The 17,986-nt window shown below is 43.5% G+C and carries 21 protein-coding genes; 17 read left to right on the top strand and 4 right to left on the bottom strand.

Annotation, left to right across the window (positions count from 1 at the left end; all coding sequences use genetic code 11):
- Positions 1-511 precede the first annotated feature (511 nt).
- The 4 genes from rpmH (at position 512) to jag (ending at position 2,748) form a co-directional block, all read left to right on the top strand.
- Entirely contained in the window at positions 512-646 is a 135-nt protein-coding gene (gene rpmH / locus IGI72_RS18055) for a 50S ribosomal protein L34 (RefSeq protein WP_002356012.1), read from the top strand.
- Between the two features lie 147 nt (positions 647-793).
- Complete coding sequence (gene rnpA / locus IGI72_RS18050; RefSeq protein ID WP_015510644.1) at positions 794-1,129, top strand: ribonuclease P protein component; 336 nt, start codon at positions 794-796, stop codon at positions 1,127-1,129.
- Between the two features lie 18 nt (positions 1,130-1,147).
- Positions 1,148-1,972 carry a YidC/Oxa1 family membrane protein insertase gene (locus IGI72_RS18045; RefSeq protein ID WP_010748469.1) on the top strand — a complete coding sequence of 275 codons (825 nt, stop codon included), beginning with the start codon at positions 1,148-1,150 and terminating at the stop codon, positions 1,970-1,972.
- Positions 1,973-1,989: 17 nt separating this feature from the next.
- Entirely contained in the window at positions 1,990-2,748 is a 759-nt protein-coding gene (gene jag, locus IGI72_RS18040) for an RNA-binding cell elongation regulator Jag/EloR (protein WP_081116711.1), read from the top strand.
- Between the two features lie 203 nt (positions 2,749-2,951).
- Here jag and IGI72_RS18035 read toward each other — a convergent pair whose 3' ends face one another.
- Complete coding sequence (locus IGI72_RS18035; protein ID WP_005226284.1) at positions 2,952-3,281, bottom strand: heavy metal-binding domain-containing protein; 330 nt, start codon at positions 3,279-3,281, stop codon at positions 2,952-2,954.
- Between the two features lie 238 nt (positions 3,282-3,519).
- Between IGI72_RS18035 and mnmE the strand changes: the two genes are divergently transcribed.
- Entirely contained in the window at positions 3,520-4,917 is a 1,398-nt protein-coding gene (mnmE, locus tag IGI72_RS18030) for a tRNA uridine-5-carboxymethylaminomethyl(34) synthesis GTPase MnmE (protein WP_034859087.1), read from the top strand.
- A 33-nt stretch (positions 4,918-4,950) separates the two neighbouring features.
- Positions 4,951-6,843: a tRNA uridine-5-carboxymethylaminomethyl(34) synthesis enzyme MnmG gene (gene mnmG / locus IGI72_RS18025; RefSeq protein ID WP_008376950.1), complete on the top strand. Its 1,893-nt coding sequence runs from the start codon at positions 4,951-4,953 to the stop codon at positions 6,841-6,843.
- A gap of 105 nt (positions 6,844-6,948) precedes the next feature.
- Here mnmG and IGI72_RS18020 read toward each other — a convergent pair whose 3' ends face one another.
- The 3 genes from IGI72_RS18020 to IGI72_RS18010 all read right to left on the bottom strand — a co-directional run bounded on the left by IGI72_RS18020 (position 6,949) and on the right by IGI72_RS18010 (position 8,754).
- On the bottom strand, positions 6,949-7,467 hold the full coding sequence (locus tag IGI72_RS18020; RefSeq protein ID WP_005226263.1) for a helix-turn-helix domain-containing protein: 519 nt from the start codon (positions 7,465-7,467) through the stop codon (positions 6,949-6,951).
- A gap of 16 nt (positions 7,468-7,483) precedes the next feature.
- Positions 7,484-7,951, bottom strand: a complete 468-nt coding sequence (locus tag IGI72_RS18015; RefSeq protein WP_005226262.1) for a DUF5626 family protein — start codon at positions 7,949-7,951, stop codon at positions 7,484-7,486.
- A gap of 350 nt (positions 7,952-8,301) precedes the next feature.
- Complete coding sequence (locus tag IGI72_RS18010) at positions 8,302-8,754, bottom strand: DUF2188 domain-containing protein (RefSeq protein WP_151196092.1); 453 nt, start codon at positions 8,752-8,754, stop codon at positions 8,302-8,304.
- Between the two features lie 256 nt (positions 8,755-9,010).
- Here IGI72_RS18010 and IGI72_RS18005 point away from each other — a divergent pair, with 256 nt between their 5' ends.
- The 11 genes from IGI72_RS18005 (at position 9,011) to guaB (ending at position 17,935) form a co-directional block, all read left to right on the top strand.
- Positions 9,011-9,904 (top strand): SDR family oxidoreductase, encoded by an 894-nt coding sequence (locus IGI72_RS18005; RefSeq protein WP_005226260.1) that lies wholly within the window; start codon positions 9,011-9,013, stop codon positions 9,902-9,904.
- A gap of 37 nt (positions 9,905-9,941) precedes the next feature.
- The gene (amaP, locus tag IGI72_RS18000; protein ID WP_005226259.1) at positions 9,942-10,511 is read left to right on the top strand and encodes an alkaline shock response membrane anchor protein AmaP; all 570 of its coding nucleotides are present in this window, start codon (positions 9,942-9,944) and stop codon (positions 10,509-10,511) included.
- Positions 10,512-10,518: 7 nt separating this feature from the next.
- Positions 10,519-10,710, top strand: coding sequence for a DUF2273 domain-containing protein (locus IGI72_RS17995; RefSeq protein ID WP_005226258.1), 192 nt, complete (start codon positions 10,519-10,521; stop codon positions 10,708-10,710).
- Between the two features lie 25 nt (positions 10,711-10,735).
- Entirely contained in the window at positions 10,736-11,506 is a 771-nt protein-coding gene (locus tag IGI72_RS17990; protein ID WP_010748461.1) for an Asp23/Gls24 family envelope stress response protein, read from the top strand.
- A 297-nt stretch (positions 11,507-11,803) separates the two neighbouring features.
- On the top strand, positions 11,804-12,520 hold the full coding sequence (rsmG, locus tag IGI72_RS17985) for a 16S rRNA (guanine(527)-N(7))-methyltransferase RsmG (RefSeq protein ID WP_005226256.1): 717 nt from the start codon (positions 11,804-11,806) through the stop codon (positions 12,518-12,520).
- Positions 12,521-12,531: 11 nt separating this feature from the next.
- Positions 12,532-13,296, top strand: coding sequence for a ParA family protein (locus tag IGI72_RS17980; protein ID WP_005226255.1), 765 nt, complete (start codon positions 12,532-12,534; stop codon positions 13,294-13,296).
- The gene (locus IGI72_RS17975; protein ID WP_005226254.1) at positions 13,286-14,176 is read left to right on the top strand and encodes a ParB/RepB/Spo0J family partition protein; all 891 of its coding nucleotides are present in this window, start codon (positions 13,286-13,288) and stop codon (positions 14,174-14,176) included. The genes IGI72_RS17980 and IGI72_RS17975 overlap by 11 nt, the downstream gene beginning before the upstream one ends.
- A 10-nt stretch (positions 14,177-14,186) precedes the next feature.
- The gene (locus tag IGI72_RS17970) at positions 14,187-14,375 is read left to right on the top strand and encodes a DUF951 domain-containing protein (RefSeq protein WP_005226253.1); all 189 of its coding nucleotides are present in this window, start codon (positions 14,187-14,189) and stop codon (positions 14,373-14,375) included.
- Positions 14,376-14,383: 8 nt separating this feature from the next.
- Positions 14,384-15,484, top strand: coding sequence for a redox-regulated ATPase YchF (ychF, locus tag IGI72_RS17965; protein WP_005226252.1), 1,101 nt, complete (start codon positions 14,384-14,386; stop codon positions 15,482-15,484).
- Between the two features lie 71 nt (positions 15,485-15,555).
- On the top strand, positions 15,556-16,248 hold the full coding sequence (locus tag IGI72_RS17960; protein ID WP_005226251.1) for a DUF1129 domain-containing protein: 693 nt from the start codon (positions 15,556-15,558) through the stop codon (positions 16,246-16,248).
- A gap of 202 nt (positions 16,249-16,450) precedes the next feature.
- A complete protein-coding gene (gene guaB, locus IGI72_RS17955) occupies positions 16,451-17,935 on the top strand; it encodes an IMP dehydrogenase (protein WP_005226250.1) in 1,485 nt (494 codons plus the stop codon).
- Positions 17,936-17,986: the final 51 nt, after the last annotated feature.

Below are 17,986 nucleotides of genomic sequence, written 5' to 3'. Positions count from 1 at the left end.
AAATTGTCCTCCTATAACTAAGAATAGATATAACTAAAATAGCACGGATTGAAAAAGTTTTCCACAGATTACGATAAAAAAGGTTAGAAAAAAATACTTTTCCACAAAACGGGATAAAAGAAAAATGGAAATGCACATGTTCGAAATTCGACTATCCACAGGTAGAAAAAGAATGTGCATAACTATAAAAAAATCTCCTTTATCCACAGATCGATGTGAAGATCACGCCTTGATAACACTAGGTTTTAGGGTAGTTATCAACAGTTAAAAAAGTGATTGTGGAAAACTTTTCTACAGGCTGTTTGTTTGTGGAAAAAGCCAAAATAACTCTGGGGAAAAAGTTATCCACAAAAATTGGCTATAAACAGCAAACCCACACAAATCAAAGGGATTGTGGATAAAGAATGCCTGATTTTGAGCAAACTTCTTATTGACAAACTAGTACTTGACTCGTTATACTATCAAAGTATGTCTGTGCGCATAAGCATTATCCTGATGGAGGTGGAAATAAATGAAAAGAACGTATCAACCAAATAAACGTAAACGTCAAAAAGTTCACGGATTCCGTAAACGTATGAGTACAAAAAATGGACGTCGTGTTTTAGCTAGCCGTCGTCGTAAAGGCAGAAAGGTTATTTCTGCGTAAGCCACTGAATGCCAGTGGTTTTTTTTTATGCCGTTTTTGCGGAATATAGTGTCTGACTTTTGGCAAATATGGTATTATTGACAGGTGAGTGGTTACGGATTCAATCCGTTTCGCGAAGCTTAATTGAAAGAAGTGAAGGAACCGAAGATGAGAAAATCCTATCGAGTAAAAACAGAGCAAGATTTTCAAAAAGTTTTTCAGGCAGGAAATTCTTTTGCAAATCGGAAGTTCGTGGTGTATGTCTTACCTAAAGAGCAATCACATTTTCGAGTTGGTTTATCTGTAGGGAAAAAAGTCGGTAATGCAGTGAAGCGAAATGAGATCAAGCGCAAGATCCGTGCAAGTTTAACGGAAATGAAGCCGCGAATCGAACCAGCGGTCGATTTCATCGTGATCGCCCGTCCAAGTATCGCCACTTGTTCCTCAAAGGAAATCTACTCGAATTTAGAGCATGTCTTAAAACTTGCCAAAATTATTCATTAATGGAAAGGAATTAGTTACGTGAAAAAAGGGAAACGCGTCTTACTATTTTTGGGAGTTCTCTCATTAGTAGTTGTCTTATCTGCCTGCGGTGCAACAGGTGAAGTAAATGCACAAAGTACTGGTCTATGGGACCGTTACATCGTTTATTATTTTGCAGAGGCGATCAAAGCCCTCTCCTTCGGCAATGCCGGGATCGGGATCATCCTCTTTACATTGATCATTCGGGTCATTTTGATGCCGTTGATGCACTTTCAAACCAAAAGCATGCGCAAAACGCAAGAATTACAACCGAAGTTAAAAGCGCTGCAGCAGCAATATGCGTCAAAAGATACAGAAACACAAAGCAAGTTAAAAGAAGAAACACAACGTTTGTATGCGGAAAACAATGTCAATCCTTATGCCGGCTGTCTGCCATTATTGGTACAAATGCCGATTTTGATGGCCTTGTGGCAATCGATCTCACGGGTTCCTGCTCTGCAAGAAGGAAAATTCTTATGGCTGCAGCTGGGTGATCGTGACCCATACTTCATCTTGCCGATTTTAGCGGCGCTCTTTACTTTTGCAAGTACTTACTTATCAAGTATGAGCCAAGTGGAATCAAATGCGAGTCTGAAAATCATGAATTTCGCTATGCCGATGATGATCTTACTGATGGGGATCAACATTGCCAGCGGTCTTTCCTTGTACTGGGTCGTTTCCAATGCATTCCAAGTTGTGCAAACAATGATCTTAAATAACCCATTCAAGATTCGCCAAGAAAGAGAAGAAGCTGCCCGCAAAGAACGCGAGCGTGAACGTGCGCTGAAAAAAGCAATGAGTCCTAAAAAGAAACGGAAAAAATAAGAGGAGGTTGCACTGCAATGCCGATTTATGAAAATCTGACAGTAGATGAAGCAATTCAAGAGGGATTGCAAGTCCTTGGTATCACCAAAGATCAAGCAGTAATCGAAGTCCTGGATGAAGGAAAAAAAGGCTTCTTGGGTCTAGGAAAAAAACAAGCACGGGTCTCCATTGAAAAACGAATCGTTGAAGAACCGGCACCCGTTGAAGAAGTACCAGCAAAACCGCTGGTAGAACCAGATCCTGTGACGACAGAGGATGCAAGCAGTGTGATGGAAGCAGCAGCGAGCGAACCTGTTTTGCTGACGGATCTTTCAGATGAGGAAGCGCTGGCTCAGCTGGGACTCTATCTGACAAATATTTCAAAAGCATTGAATGCACCCGCCTTAGTAAAAACCGCTCGTCAAGACGGCGTGATCGTCTTTCATTTAGAAACGCAAAAACAAGGCATTTTGATTGGGAAGCACGGCAAAACCTTGAATGCACTGCAATATTTGGCTCAAGTGTATATTCACCGCATCGCGAAAAACAAATTGTCGATTGTAGTGAATGTCGGAGATTACCGTGAAAAACGTCAAGCGATCTTAGAACGTTTGGCTAGCCGTACTGCTGAAAAAGTCAAACGAACAGGCCGCCCAGTCTTTTTAGAACCGATGCCGGCGTTTGAAAGAAAGCAGATCCATTCAGTTTTGAGTAAAGATGCGTATGTTCAAACTCATTCTGAAGGGGATGAACCGTATCGCTACTTAGTAGTGGAACCTGCGGACAAACGAATTTAATGAAAAAGGGAAAGGCGGTTTGACAAGCCTTTCCCTTTTTTGATGGGAAAAAGCGATTGACAACAAATTTAAAACCAAGTATCCTTGACTAGAAATCATTCTTATCAAAGTCAACATACGTTACGTAGGTCAGCCTTTGGTATCAAAAAAGAGTCCGTATGCCGCGGACTCTTTTTTGTATTTTTCTTTGATGATAGAGGCAATTAGCCGCCGATGGTTGATTGAGTAAATTGAACCACTGTACCATAGGCAAAGATCTCAAGGTAGGTTTTGTCGCCTTCGACGATGCGGTCATGTTCGAAATGACAGTTGATCACTGCATTCGCTCCGTAGCTGTGGGCGGTTTCTTTTAAGCGATAGGTCACATCTGCCAACAGATCGTTCAAATTCACAGATGTATCAAATAGATCTACTTCGATTTTGTCTGCCGCAAAGACGATATCCCGCACGACGTAAGGCCGATTCACGTTTCCTGTCGATAAAATGATTTCTTTAATGCGAGCAGCGCTGTTTGATGATTTGATGGTTTCCATAATAGATCCCTCTTTTCTTATTCTTTGCTTTTATTTTAAAGGTTTTTGCGGACAGATGCAAAATTTAAAAGTTTTTGAAGGAAGCTTGCGACTCACGCAAAAATGTGCTAATCTATTTCCAGAATTTAATTGACAAGCAGTCAAAGTGCTAAGTCTACTCGTTTTTATTGATTTTCAATCAATTTGACGGGTGGAGTGGGCACTTTTTTTATGTGAAAAAATAGGAGGAGCAAGCAACATGGCGAATATAACGCAAGAATTTGATACGATTGCCGCGATTTCCACCCCGCCAGGCGAAGGGGCCATCAGTATTGTGCGATTAAGCGGGGAAGAAGCGATCGCAATTGCGGATCGGATTTTTCAAGCAGGCACTAAAACCCTCGCCCAAGTCCCTAGTCATACGATCCATTATGGTCATATCGTGGACCCAGAAGAAAACCGTTTGATGGATGAAGTGATGCTATCAGTGATGAAAAAGCCGCGGACCTTTACCCGAGAAGATGTCGTCGAGATCAACTGCCACGGCGGGATCGTTGTCGTCAATCAACTCTTGCAGCTGGTTTTACGACAAGGCGCACGGTTGGCTGAGCCGGGAGAATTCACGAAGCGGGCCTTTTTAAACGGACGGGTTGACCTTTCTCAAGCCGAGGCGGTGATGGACCTGATTCGTGCCAAGACCGATAAGGCGATGAATCTCGCAGTCAATCAGCTAGATGGCAATCTTTCCCACTTGATTCGGACCTTACGCCAAGAGATCTTAGAGACGCTGGCGCAAGTTGAAGTGAATATCGATTACCCTGAATACGATGATGTGGAAGAATTGACGACCCGCTTATTGCTAGAAAAAGCCACGATGGTCAAAGGGCAGATCCAAGCCTTATTAGCGACTGCCCAACAAGGAAAAATTTTGCGAGAAGGTTTGAGTACCGCGATCATCGGTCGGCCGAATGTCGGTAAATCCAGCTTATTGAACCATTTATTAAGGGAAGAAAAAGCCATCGTGACAGACATTGCTGGTACGACTCGAGATGTCATTGAAGAGTATGTCAATGTTCGCGGGGTACCGTTGAAACTGATCGATACGGCTGGTATCCGCGAAACAGAAGATGTCGTTGAGAAAATCGGGGTCGAACGCAGCCGCAAAGCATTGGCAGAAGCGGAGTTGATTTTGCTGGTTCTCAACCAAAGCGAAGGATTGACCCAGGAAGACAAACAATTGCTGGAGCTGACTGCTGGCAGCCGTCGGATCATCTTATTGAATAAGACCGACCTTGAGCCAAAATTAGCACCCGCTGAGCTAGCGCAGTACGCAGCAGATGAACCGATTTTTTCTGTCTCTGTGTTGACCAACGAAGGCTTAGATCAACTGGAACAAGCCATTGCCGATCTATTCTTTGGGGGCAAAACCACCGATAAGGATGCTTCCTATCTTTCTAATACTCGCCACATTGCCTTATTAGAAAATGCCGTTCAGTCGTTGTCTGAGGTCATCCAAGGGATCGAAGCAGGAATGCCTGTCGACTTGGTTCAAATCGATATGACACGCTGCTGGGACTATCTAGGAGAAGTTGTCGGCGACAGTGTCCAAGATGAGTTGATCACCCAATTGTTCAGTCAGTTTTGTTTAGGAAAATAAAGAATGCGCCACTGGCGTAAAAAGGAGAACACCATGCAAGAATATCAAGCAGAAAGTTATGACGTGATCGTTGTTGGTGCCGGCCATGCCGGATCAGAAGCTGCCTTGGCAGCCAGCCGAATGGGGGCAAAAACCCTCTTGCTGACCATCAACTTAGACATGGTCGCATTCATGCCTTGTAATCCCTCCGTCGGCGGACCAGCAAAAGGCGTCGTGGTGCGCGAAATCGATGCTTTAGGCGGAGAAATGGGCAAAAATATCGACAAAACCTACATCCAAATGCGGATGCTCAATACAGGAAAAGGTCCCGCTGTGCGGGCCTTGCGGGCGCAAGCCGATAAACATGCCTATGCGGCTGAAATGAAACGAACGATCGAAAAAGAAGCCAATCTGACACTGCGCCAAGGAATCGTTGAAAAGCTGATCGTTGAAGAAGGCGAATGCCGTGGCGTCGTGACCTCTACAGGCGCTCGTTACCAAGCCCAAGCTGTAGTGATCACTGCGGGAACAGCGTTGCGAGGAGAGATCATCATTGGAGAGTTGAAGTATTCTTCTGGACCAAACAACTCCCAGCCATCGATTGGACTAGCCGATCATTTGAAAGAGCTTGGCCTAGAGATCGCTCGTTTTAAAACCGGTACACCACCGCGGGTGAAATCCAGCACCATCAACTATGAGGTAACGGAGATCCAGCCTGGCGATGAACAACCGAATCACTTTAGTTACAGCACACCCGATGAAGCCTACAATCAAAACCAAGAACCTTGCTGGTTGACCTATACGAACGAAGGGACGCACCAAATCATCAACCAGAATTTACACCGGGCGCCGATGTTTACAGGGATCGTCGAAGGAGTAGGTGCCCGTTATTGCCCATCTATCGAAGACAAAATCGTGCGTTTTGCAGACAAATCTCGTCACCAACTGTTCTTGGAACCAGAAGGGTTGAACACCGAAGAAGTGTATGTTCAAGGGCTTTCTACTTCTATGCCAGAAGATGTCCAAGTCCAAATGCTGCATTCCATCGCAGGTTTAGAAAAAGCGGAAATGATGCGGACGGGCTACGCCATTGAATATGATGTCGTGGTGCCTCATCAATTGCGTCCAACATTAGAAACCAAAGTCATCGAAAACCTCTTTACGGCAGGACAAACCAACGGAACCAGCGGCTATGAAGAAGCGGCCGGTCAAGGCTTGATCGCAGGCATCAACGCTGCTTTGAAAATTCAAGGCAAAGAACCCTTCATTATGAAACGCAGCGACGGTTATATCGGTGTGATGATCGATGATTTGGTGACCAAAGGAACCAATGAACCTTACCGCTTATTGACCTCTCGTGCCGAATACCGCTTATTGCTGCGTCATGATAATGCGGATCTGCGTTTGACCGAAGTGGGACATCAAATCGGGCTCGTCCCAGAAGCACAATACGAAGCGTATGTAGCGAAAAAAGAAGCTGTTGAAGCAGAAATCAAACGTTTATCTAAGATCCGCATCAAACCAACGCCAGAAGTACAAGCGTATTTGACTGCTAAAGGGACGGCTACCTTGAAAGATGGCGTTTTAGCCAATGAATTCTTGCGTCGGCCTGAAGTGACGTATGCCGAAATGCTACAATTTATCGAAGCCAATGAAGCATTGAAGCCAAAAGAGATCGAACAAGTCGAGATCCAAATCAAATACGAAGGCTATATCAAAAAAGCCCTCGAAAAAGTGGAGAAACTCAAACGGATGGAAGCCAAACGCATTCCTGAAAACATCGACTATGCCGCTATCAATGGCTTGGCAACAGAAGCCAAACAAAAACTGCAAAAAATCCAACCCGAAACCATCGCCCAAGCGAGCCGTATCAGCGGAGTAAACCCAGCTGATATCAGTATTTTGATGGTGTATATCGAGCAAGGGAAGATTGCCAAGGTTAACTAAAGACGGTTAATATTCTTTGAAAAACCAATTTATAAATGGTAAATAGAGTGTCAAAAGCCCGCTGCGAAAACAATTCGCAGCGGGCTTTTTGTCTTAATAATAAAGTTATTCCACTTTTTCAATCGTAGTGGTTCCCCAATTCATGATGTTGCTGAGATGGACATAGCCATCGTACAAATTCAAGAAAATCGAGAAGGCACAGACGATATAGATCAATACATAAAAATTATTGGCTTTTTTGTTACGCCATAAAACAAAGCCATCTAAGATCAGTCCTAAAGGAAAAAGAAAGGAGCCGATTCCAGCTAACAGTAGCAAGAGCAGACTTTCATCTTTATCTGCTGCCATCGTTCTTTGGAGTAACGACAATTTTTCTTTCTTGTCGTTGATTTCTTGATTGTTGGTTTCAATCCGCTCTTTTAAGGCTTCGTTCTCACGTAAAAGCTCATCGATCGAGACTTGGTAGAGATCGCTCAACAAAATCAAATTCTCAATATCTGGATAGCCGCGCCCATTTTCCCATTTTGAAATCGACTGGCGTGAAATCTGTAATTTTTCTGCGACTGCTGTTTGCGACAATCCTGAAGACTCGCGACAGCTTTTTAATTGTTCTGCTAAAGCCAATGTATGCTCCTATCTGCTATTTAACAACTAGCTTCCCATTTGAGATCGTGGTTACGACACTCCCATTGGTAGTGATTATACCTGCTTTTTGCTTAAACGTACAGGTGGCTTTGGTGGACGTGTGAGTTAATGAACTAGAAGTGATACTTCCTCTGTGAGCAACTAAACTTAAATTCGAAGTGCCTGTAAATTGATTGCGGCTATTGACCGTTACATTATAACTAGCGGTCCAATTACCTGCGGATGTTTTTGACACACGATACGTTCCCGCTGCCAGATTTGCTCGGAATGACGGCAATTTTTCAATGGTCAAAATCACCTCGTTGCCTTCTTCATCTACCGTGATCAGCTGCTCATAGGGACTATCTGATGCTAAGTCATAAACGAGTTCAGGTTCTTCTACTGTCTGGGCGGCAGCTGGGAGAGCAAAGAGGAAACAAAGAAAAATAAACGGCACAAAAAATAATTTTTTCACAAACACCACTCCTTGTACTTTTAATAATTCAAGTATACAAGGTTTATTTAGTTAAAGAAAGCACAAGCTAGTTTACAGAGGTAACGGATGGTTCACAATTGTTGCTAGATCAGCATTTCATAGGCTTATTTTTTAGGATGTCGAGAAATTTTAAAAGTGATGGTTCATTCAAAAGGTCTTCGTTTTTTAGGTTTCTGACAACGAACCGCTGCTTTTTAAAAGAAACGTCAAAGAAACGGTTGCTTTAGTTTTAATCAAACCTAGCTGTGAAAGGAAACAAAAAAGCGAAAGAGTAGGCAACGTTTCGCGCAGCTCAAACGACAAAGGTAAGACCTCCTTCCGCTTTTTTGCAGCCAATTTTATTCTCTCAAATCAATATCCTTTTGATGGTCGCCGTCTTTTTTATAAACGTTCACCACGGATTCTTTGTTTTCGGCGATTTCTTTGGCACGGGCGATGGCATCTGCCTTCTTGTCGAAATGATCACTGGCACGTTTCGCCCCTTTGGAACGGACTTGCCATTGGTCGTCTTCATACACAACTTCTACATCCGCATCCATTAATTTTTCCGCATTCTTATTGGTTTGATGGGCGTCGTCTTTTTGCGGATTTTTCTCTTTCTGAAAAGCTTTTTTCTCCTCTTCATCTGCATTGTCATACCATTTTTCTGCTTGACTCGTGGCGATCGGGATCGCCCGATCATCAGAATAGCCATCGGCTAGCAGGGCATTGGCGATATCGATCGCTTTTTTACGAACTAAGGGGTCTAGATTCTTCATTGACGCAGGATAATCACGGACATTCCAAGGCATTGTTTGTTTCCTCCTTTTTCTTGATCCAAGGTCATTTTCTTAGGGGTTCCCTTTTACAGGTACTACCAGTTACTACTTATTAGTTTACCCCCTTCAATAAAAAAGGGAAATTATTTGATTTCTGGTCAAAAATGAGGGCACTTTCTTTTTTCATTTTCTAATAAACGAAGATTTATTTTTGTTAACAAAGCGTTATATTTCCCAAAAAAAAATGAATGGTTTAGAATTTTATTATAGAGAAAAGGAGGACGTAAGAATGAGTGAACCTATTTTGACTGATCCACGGGAACTTTATCACACGGGTAAATACAGCAAACAGGAACAAGATACGCCTGCTTTACAAGAAGAAATGCGACCAAAACCTGATTGTGGTGAAGAATCTTATGAGGGAAGTCAGCAGTTAGAAAACCGGCGAGTACTGATCACCGGTGGGGATTCTGGGATCGGACGTGCAGCAGCGATTGCCTTCGCCCGTGAAGGAGCAGACATTGCCCTACACTTTTTCCCAGGAGAAGAAGAAGATGCCGAAGAAGTTGCAGGGTACATCAAAGAAGCTGGGCGCAAAGTGATCTTGCTCCCCTATGACCTGCGAGACGAAGCGGCACCACAAGAGATCGTTGACAAAGCGGTGGCAGCATTAGGTGGGTTAGATACATTAGTATTGAACGCAGCACAGCAAATCACGCGGCCATCGATTGCAGAATTACCGATTGAACAAGTGAAAGATACCTTTATGGTAAACATTATCTCCATGTTTGCATTAGTCAAAGCTGCTGAGCCGCACTTACCGGCTGGAGGAGCGATCGTGACAACGACTTCTGTCCAAGCCTTTAGTCCAAGTGCCCATTTAATGGATTATGCGGCAACCAAATCGGCGATCGCCAGTTTTACAGTCAGCTTGGCGAAACAATTTGCTGAAAAAGGAATTCGCGTCAATGGGGTAGCCCCAGGACCGATCTGGACACCATTACAGTTAGATCATGGCCAACCGCAAGACCAGCTGCCTGAATTTGGTCAGCAAGCGTTACTTGAGCGGGCAGGACAACCAGCTGAGCTGGCACCTGTCTATGTCTTTTTAGCTTCGAATAAAGCTAGCTATGTGACAGCACAGATTTATGGTGTTACCGGCGGAGAAGCCATCAACTTGTAAGCTTATCGAAAATTGGAGAAAAAGGAGGAGGTGTCCTATGAGTAAAGGGTGGAAAATCGTATCAATCATCGTTTCGTTGATTTTTATCACTGTCTTATTACCAATCGTATTAATGAGTAATCCTTATATGCAGCTGCCATTTGGTTTGGACAGCAGAGGCAATGTCGTCACGTATTTCTTTGACAACTTGTTTATGCGTCAATATATGTTTTGGGTAGCTGTTGTCTTGATCGCCTTATTCTTGATCGTGATCTTAGTCGTGCTTTTTTATCCAAAAACCAAAACGACCTTTGTTTTGAAAGAGGATAAGGGCGCATTGACGATCGATAAGAAAGCAATCGAAGGACTTGTACGTACGAAAGTAAATGAAAAAGAATTTGTTGAAGGACCAAAAGTTCATGTCAAGGCGACCAAAAATCGAATTTTGATTAAAATCAAAGGACGCTTGAAACGGACGTCTGCCTTAGTCGGCAAAACCGAAAACTTAATGGCGGAAATCCAACAAGATGTCCAACGAGTGCTTGGTTCAAGTGAGAAAGTCAAAGTCGAAGTCAACTACGCGAATTTTGAACAAAATGAGACTCCGGAAAACCCGCGAGTAGAATAGGAGGGCTATGATGAACGAACTACAACAATACAAAATCCCATTGATTTTTGGAGCAATCGGTCTCGTTCTGGCTGTGTTGTTTGTAACGATCGGTTTTTTCAAAACATTGCTGATTCTACTCCTAACAGGTTTGGGTTTTGCGTTAGGATTGTATCTCCAACGTACCGGTATCATCGACGAATTTTTTAACCAACAATAACGCATTTTAATAGGAGGAATTTTTAATGAATAACGATAAAAACGAATTAAACAATGATAAAAAAGTCAGCGCACATCCAGATCCAGTGGTTCCTAACACCAATCATCAAGCAAATGAAAATGCGATTCCAATGACTGAAGCACCAGATCCAGTGGTACCAAATGCTGAGAAAGCAGTAGCAGGACAACAAAACGGACCAAAACCAGGGGATCATCCAGCACCAGGAAATCCAAATCCAGCAGGACATCATCCAGCACCGCCAAAACCTGGCCACAACGATTTTGAAGGACCAACTGGCGATGCACCCGTTCATGGTTCATTGACCTATGATGACAAAGTGATCCAAAAAATCATCGGGATCGCATTAGAACACGTGGATGGTCTGTTGACGGTCGATGGTGGTTTCTTCTCTAACATTGCGGAAAAATTAGTCAATACAGACAATGTGACTGCCGGTATCAATACCGAAGTTGGGAAAAAACAAGTAGCCGTTGATCTAGATATCGTGGTTGAATACGACCGCAACATCCCAGAAATCGCTGACCAAGTCAAAGAAGTTATCCAAAAAGAAGTAACAACAATGACCCAATTAGAAGTTATCGAAGTCAACATCAATGTTGTAGATGTAAAAACGATCGCTGAATACGAAGAGGAACAAGAAACGGTTCAAGACAAAGTATCGTCAGCTGCATCTAAAACCGGCGACTTTGCTTCACGTCAAACCAACAAAGCCAAACATGCGGCTTCCCGCGCGTCTGATCGTATCGAAGAATACAACGAGCCTCGGGTGAAATAAAAAAGTTTCATATGAAACAAAAACAAGCATTGATCCTGTGATCAATGCTTGTTTTTTTGAGAAAAAAGCTGACCAGGAGGGTTGGCAGCCTCGCTGGTCAAGGAAAAATGAAAAAAGTTTTTTGGATTGAAATGAGTATAATTCCTCTGCCTTAAACCAACCTTAAAGCCCCAGTTAAAAAATGGTAAATTCTCCTAGAAAGCAATGTCTGGCTATTGCATCACATTGCTTTTTGCGTTAAAGTAGGAACTAGTCTGTGAAACATTTTTCTGTTTCACAAAATAGAAAGGATTCGTTATGCTACCTGAAGAATTTCATGAAGAATTACGCAAAAACGGGATCGTTTTAACCGAAGAACAAATGGAAAAATTCGCTGTCTATTTCGAGCGTTTAGTCGAATGGAATCAGAAGATGAATCTAACCGCAATCACGGAAAAATCAGAAGTGTATTTGAAGCATTTCTACGATTCTGTTTCCTTAGCTTTTGAAACCGCCTTTGACCCGCAAAGTCATTTGTGTGATGTCGGTTCAGGTGCTGGCTTTCCAAGTATTCCACTAAAAATCGTGTTTCCTGAATTAGAAGTGACGATCGTCGACTCTTTAAATAAGCGCATCACCTTTTTACAAACCCTTGTGACGGATCTACAATTGGAAAATGTCCACTTGTACCATGACCGTGCAGAAACATTTGGTCAAAACCCGCAATTTCGTGGGCAATTCGATTATGTGACTGCTCGTGCGGTTGCCCGTTTGAATGTGTTAACGGAACTCTGTGTGCCATTGGTGAAAAAAGCAGGCTATTTTTATGCGCTCAAAGCTGCCAAAAGCGAGGAAGAACTGGTTGAAGCCAAACCAGCCATCTCACTCTTAGGCGGCAAATTTATTGAAGAAAAAAGCTTTACCTTACCGGTCAGCGGCGATGAACGCCATCTTTTGATCATTCAAAAGAAAAAAGAAACGCCAAAGAAATACCCCCGCAAACCGGGAATGCCAGCGAAACAACCAATTAAATAGGAGGAAAATCAATGGCCCGTATTATTTCTGTTGCAAACCAAAAAGGCGGCGTAGGCAAAACCACCACAACGGTGAACCTAGGTGCGTCCTTAGCATTTGTCGGCAAAAAAGTGTTACTCGTAGATATTGATGCCCAAGGCAACGCCACAAGCGGTGTCGGCATTCGCAAACCAGATGTGGAACAAGACATCTATGATGTATTAGTCAATGAAACACCGATCGTTGAAGCGATTTTACCTAGCAGTCGGGAAAACTTGGATATCGTTCCAGCGACGATCCAATTAGCTGGTGCGGAAATTGAATTGACCTCCATGATGGCACGGGAATCTCGATTGAAATCGGCTTTGAATGAAATCAAAGAACAATACGATTATATCTTTATCGATTGCCCGCCATCTTTAGGTCATTTGACGATCAATGCCTTTACCGCCAGTGATTCGATTTTGATCCCAGTCCAATGTGAGTACTATGCATTAGAAGGGCTGAGCCAACTATTGAATACCGTGCGTTTAGTACAAAAACATTTTAACCCTGAGTTAGAGATCGAAGGGGTCTTACTGACGATGTATGATGCCCGTACGAACTTAGGCGCGGAAGTCGTGGAAGAAGTCCGCCGCTATTTCCAAGAAAAAGTATATGAAACCATTATTCCGCGGAATATCCGGTTGTCTGAAGCACCTAGTCATGGATTGTCGATCATTGATTATGATCCACGCTCAAAAGGAGCCGAAGTCTATCAGACGTTAGCAAAGGAAGTGTTAGCCCGTGAAGAATAAAGGGAAAGGATTAGGGCGTGGGATCGATGCGTTGTTTCAAGACCTGCAAGGGTTAGAAGAAGTCGATATCAAGACAGAAAAAGTCGTTGAACTGCCTTTAAACGAATTAAGACCCAACCCTTATCAACCGCGAAAAACCTTTGATGAGCTTTCATTACAAGAACTAGCCAATTCGATCCAGCATTCGGGGGTCTTTCAACCAATCATCGTGCGGCAATCATCCGTCAAAGGCTATGAGATCATTGCGGGTGAACGCCGGTTTCGAGCGTCTAAACTAGCTGGCAAGGAAACGATCCCAGCCATCATCCGCAATTTTGATGAAGAAGCGATGATGCAAGTCGCCGTTTTAGAAAACTTGCAGCGGGAAGATTTGAATCCTTTAGAAGAAGCAGAAGCTTATGACATGCTGATGAAGAACTTGAAATTGACCCAAGCACAAGTCGCTGAACGTTTAGGGAAAAGCCGCCCGTATATCGCCAATTATTTGCGGTTGCTGTCCTTGCCGAAACTCGTCAAAGAAATGGTTCAAGATGACCGTTTGTCTATGGGGCAAGCCCGGACATTATTAGGGTTGAAAAATAAAGAACAGATCTTAAAATTAGCCAATCGTTGTGTCAAAGAAAATCTGACAGTCCGCCAATTAGAACAAATGGTCGCTGAGATGAACGACACGAAAAACGAAAAGAAAAAAGTTCCGCGTCTGATTCGGGAAAAACCGTACTATTTACGAGAAAGCGAAGAACGGTTGATGGATAAATTCGGCACGAATGTCGAGATCCGCGAAAAAGAAGGCAAAGGCAAAATCGAGATCGAATACCTGTCACAAAAAGATTTAACCCGTATTTTAGATTTATTGAACATTCAATTTGATGAAGCTTGAGGTGATAAAGATGTATGATCTTGGGGATATTGTCGAAATGAAAAAACCGCATGCCTGCAAAGCCAATCGTTGGGAAATCATCCGCATGGGGGCAGACATCAAAATAAAGTGTACGAATTGCGGCCACATCGTCATGATGACGCGCCGAGAATTTGATAAAAAGATGAAGAAAATCCTAGAAAAAAAAGAGAAAGAGTGAAGTGAAGCATGGCGTTAACTGCCGGAATCGTTGGATTGCCAAATGTGGGCAAATCTACTTTATTTAATGCAATAACCAAAGCAGGAGCAGAAGCCGCAAACTATCCGTTTGCGACGATCGATCCGAATGTAGGAATGGTGGAAGTGCCAGATTGGCGCTTACAGCGTTTAACAGAATTAGTTCGTCCGAAAAAGACGGTCCCAACCACCTTTGAATTTACGGATATTGCTGGAATCGTCCGCGGTGCCAGCAAAGGGGAAGGATTAGGGAACCAATTTTTGAGCCATATCCGCCAAGTGGATGCGATCTGTCATGTCGTTCGTTGTTTCGACGACGACAACATCACCCACGTGGAAGGCCGCGTGGACCCATTAGCTGATATCGACACCATCAACTTGGAGTTGGTTTTAGCGGATTTAGAATCCGTCAACAAGCGCTATACTCGGGTCGCAAAAATTGCCAAAACCAAAGACAAAGATGCGGTTGCGGAATTGGCCGTTCTTGATAAAATCAAACCGGTCCTAGAAGAAGGGATCTCAGCTCGTTCGATCGAATTTACAGATGAAGAACAGCGCATCGTCAAAAGTTTGTTTTTACTAACGACCAAACCAGTTTTATACGTTGCCAACGTAGCAGAAGAAGACGTGGCAGACTATGAAACCAATGACTATGTCAACAAAGTGAAGGAATTTGCAGCGAGCGAAAATGCGGAAGTGATCGTCATCAGTGCTCGTGCCGAAGAAGAGATCGCTGAGCTGGAAGAAGAAGACAAAGCAGAGTTTTTAGAAGCATTAGGAATTGAAGAATCAGGGTTGGATCAATTGATTCGTGCTGCCTATGATTTACTGGGTCTAGCAACGTACTTTACCGCTGGTGAACAAGAAGTGCGTGCGTGGACGTTCCGTAAAGGCATCAAAGCACCGCAAGCAGCGGGGATCATCCATACGGACTTTGAGCGCGGCTTTATTCGTGCGGAAACTGTTTCCTTTGAAGATCTGAACCAATACGGCACGATGCAAGCGGCCAAAGAAGCCGGTCGGGTACGTTTGGAAGGAAAAGATTATGTCGTGCAAGATGGCGACGTGATGTTGTTCCGTTTTAACGTATAAAGGGCTTTCTTCCCAGTGAATTTGTGGTAAAATGTCCATTGTGAAAAAAACGCAGAAGGGAGAATCAATTCATGGAACCAGAAACTCTGCGAAATTATGTTTCCGAAAATCGTGAATTAGAACAACAATTAACAAAACGAAACCAACAATATATATTTGATTTAAAAAAATCGCTAGAGGCAGCCAACCTTTCTGAAGAAGAAAAAACGATTGCCTTGCATGAGATGCTGCCGGTCTTAGTCAAAGAACAAAAAGGCGGCAAAACAGCCCGCCAATTATTTGGTACAGTGTCTGAACGTACCGAAGCCATCATCAACAAACCCGTTGAGCAAAAAGAATCCGGCCCCTTCTTGATGTGGTTGGATAACACCTTGCTGATTTTAGGGATCTTTGGCTTGATGTTAGGGGTCATGGGGATCTTTACTAGAGGACAAGCACAACCTTATGGCTTATTGACCCTCTTCTTGATGGCGATGCTTGCTGGTTGGGTCTTCTACTTGATGTACAAATACATGTATCAATATGAACGCCCAGGTGCCGATAAGAGCAAACGGCCGAAGATGTGGAAGATCATTTTGATTTTAGTCGCAGCCTTCATGCTATGGATCGTTGTGATCTCGCTTTCTGCGATGATCCAACCACCATTGAATCCACAAGTGGACCCTGTGATCGAAGCCTTGATCGGGGCAGTGGCATTAGCCGCGAAGTACTACTTGAAACGCAAATACAATATCATCAGCAGTCTGTCTGTTCCTAGAGGCTGATGGCTACACGTTGATCGTGCGCCTTCTTTTGTTAAAAAAGACCGTACGATCAGCGTGTTTTTTTAGAAAAAATGGCGAATTATGAGATTTGACCAAAGGTTTGAAGAGGATTATTAAGAAAGCTTTCCGAATGGTTGACTTATGAAAAAATCTTTGCTATTTTTTTTAAAATACCTAAAAACTTTAAGGAGTGGTTACAAAAATGTCCAACTGGGAAACCAAATTTGTAAAAAAAGGGTTAACGTTTGATGATGTCTTATTGATTCCGGCAGAAAGTCACGTCTTGCCAAATGACGTGGATATGAAAGTGCAGCTTGCCCCGAATATTACACTAAATATTCCAATCATAAGTGCCAGTATGGATACCGTAACTGATAGTAAAATGGCGATCTCAATGGCGCGTCAAGGCGGACTTGGCGTGATTCACAAAAACATGAGTATCGCAGCGCAAGCAGATGAAGTGCGCAAAGTAAAACGTTCTGAAAGCGGCGTGATCATCGATCCGTTTTTCTTAACACCAAGCCACTTAGTTGCTGATGCAGAACATTTGATGAGCAAGTACCGCATCAGCGGGGTACCGATCGTAGAAACGATGGAAAACCGCAAATTAGTCGGTATCATCACGAACCGCGACATGCGTTTTGTCACGGATTATACGATGCCGATCAATGATGTGATGACCAAAGACCAATTGATCACAGCACCTGTCGGTACGTCGTTGAAAGACGCTGAAAAAATCTTACAACAACACAAGATCGAAAAATTACCGATCGTTGATGAAGCAGGGATCTTAAGCGGTTTGATCACTATCAAAGATATTGAAAAAGTGATCGAATTCCCGAATGCAGCCAAAGACACGCATGGACGCCTATTAGTGGCAGCGGCAGTCGGCGTTACCAGCGATACCTTTGAGCGCGCACAAGCATTATTGGATGCAGGCGTGGACGCGATTGTTATTGATACTGCCCACGGACACAGTGCGGGTGTTTTACGCAAAATCTCTGAAATTCGTGCGCATTTCCCAGAAGCGACATTGATTGCTGGAAATGTTGCCACTGCAGAAGGCACGAAAGCATTGTATGATGCTGGTGTCGATGTCGTAAAAGTCGGGATCGGTCCAGGCTCGATCTGTACCACTCGGGTGGTAGCCGGTGTCGGAGTTCCTCAATTGACCGCGATCTATGATGCAGCCTCTGTGGCACGTCAATACGGAAAAGCAATCATTGCTGATGGTGGGATCAAATACTCTGGGGATATCGTCAAAGCTTTAGCAGCTGGCGGACATGCCGTAATGCTAGGTAGCATGTTGGCAGGAACCGATGAATCACCAGGTGAATTTGAAATCTACCAAGGCCGTCGCTTCAAAACGTACCGCGGAATGGGTTCACTGGGGGCAATGGAAAAAGGCTCCAGCGACCGTTACTTCCAAGGTGGCGTAAACGAAGCCAACAAATTGGTTCCAGAAGGCATTGAAGGGCGTGTCGCTTATAAAGGCAGCGTTTCTGATATCATCTTCCAAATGATCGGCGGCTTGAAATCAGGGATGGGTTATGTCGGTGCTGGCAATCTACAGCAATTACGTGATGAAGCACAATTCATCCAAATGAGCGGCAACGGACTAAAAGAATCACATCCCCACGATGTTCAAATCACGAAAGAAGCACCAAACTACTCTGTAAAATCATAAAATGTTTCACGTGAAAACCAACGCCCCCTCTGTTCAAAAGTGGACAGGGGG

Origin of the sequence: Enterococcus sp. DIV1059_2 (assembly GCF_051713685.1) — a bacterium.
In the GTDB taxonomy this organism is placed as follows: domain Bacteria; phylum Bacillota; class Bacilli; order Lactobacillales; family Enterococcaceae; genus Enterococcus_D; species Enterococcus_D casseliflavus.
Note: the sequence above shows the minus strand (reverse complement) of the source record. Positions and strands in the feature narration are given on the sequence as shown.

Coding starts and splice junctions, on each gene's coding strand:
- IGI72_RS18005 (WP_005226260.1), top strand. CDS start 9,011: ATGAGTGAACCTATTTTGACTGATCCACGGGAACTTTATCACACGGGT.
- IGI72_RS17995 (WP_005226258.1), top strand. CDS start 10,519: ATGATGAACGAACTACAACAATACAAAATCCCATTGATTTTTGGAGCA.
- IGI72_RS17970 (WP_005226253.1), top strand. CDS start 14,187: ATGTATGATCTTGGGGATATTGTCGAAATGAAAAAACCGCATGCCTGC.
- jag (WP_081116711.1), top strand. CDS start 1,990: ATGCCGATTTATGAAAATCTGACAGTAGATGAAGCAATTCAAGAGGGA.
- guaB (WP_005226250.1), top strand. CDS start 16,451: ATGTCCAACTGGGAAACCAAATTTGTAAAAAAAGGGTTAACGTTTGAT.
- mnmE (WP_034859087.1), top strand. CDS start 3,520: ATGGCGAATATAACGCAAGAATTTGATACGATTGCCGCGATTTCCACC.
- IGI72_RS18035 (WP_005226284.1), bottom strand. CDS start 3,281: ATGGAAACCATCAAATCATCAAACAGCGCTGCTCGCATTAAAGAAATC.
- mnmG (WP_008376950.1), top strand. CDS start 4,951: ATGCAAGAATATCAAGCAGAAAGTTATGACGTGATCGTTGTTGGTGCC.
- amaP (WP_005226259.1), top strand. CDS start 9,942: ATGAGTAAAGGGTGGAAAATCGTATCAATCATCGTTTCGTTGATTTTT.
- rpmH (WP_002356012.1), top strand. CDS start 512: ATGAAAAGAACGTATCAACCAAATAAACGTAAACGTCAAAAAGTTCAC.
- rnpA (WP_015510644.1), top strand. CDS start 794: ATGAGAAAATCCTATCGAGTAAAAACAGAGCAAGATTTTCAAAAAGTT.
- IGI72_RS17980 (WP_005226255.1), top strand. CDS start 12,532: ATGGCCCGTATTATTTCTGTTGCAAACCAAAAAGGCGGCGTAGGCAAA.
- IGI72_RS17990 (WP_010748461.1), top strand. CDS start 10,736: ATGAATAACGATAAAAACGAATTAAACAATGATAAAAAAGTCAGCGCA.
- IGI72_RS17960 (WP_005226251.1), top strand. CDS start 15,556: ATGGAACCAGAAACTCTGCGAAATTATGTTTCCGAAAATCGTGAATTA.
- rsmG (WP_005226256.1), top strand. CDS start 11,804: ATGCTACCTGAAGAATTTCATGAAGAATTACGCAAAAACGGGATCGTT.
- ychF (WP_005226252.1), top strand. CDS start 14,384: ATGGCGTTAACTGCCGGAATCGTTGGATTGCCAAATGTGGGCAAATCT.
- IGI72_RS18010 (WP_151196092.1), bottom strand. CDS start 8,754: ATGCCTTGGAATGTCCGTGATTATCCTGCGTCAATGAAGAATCTAGAC.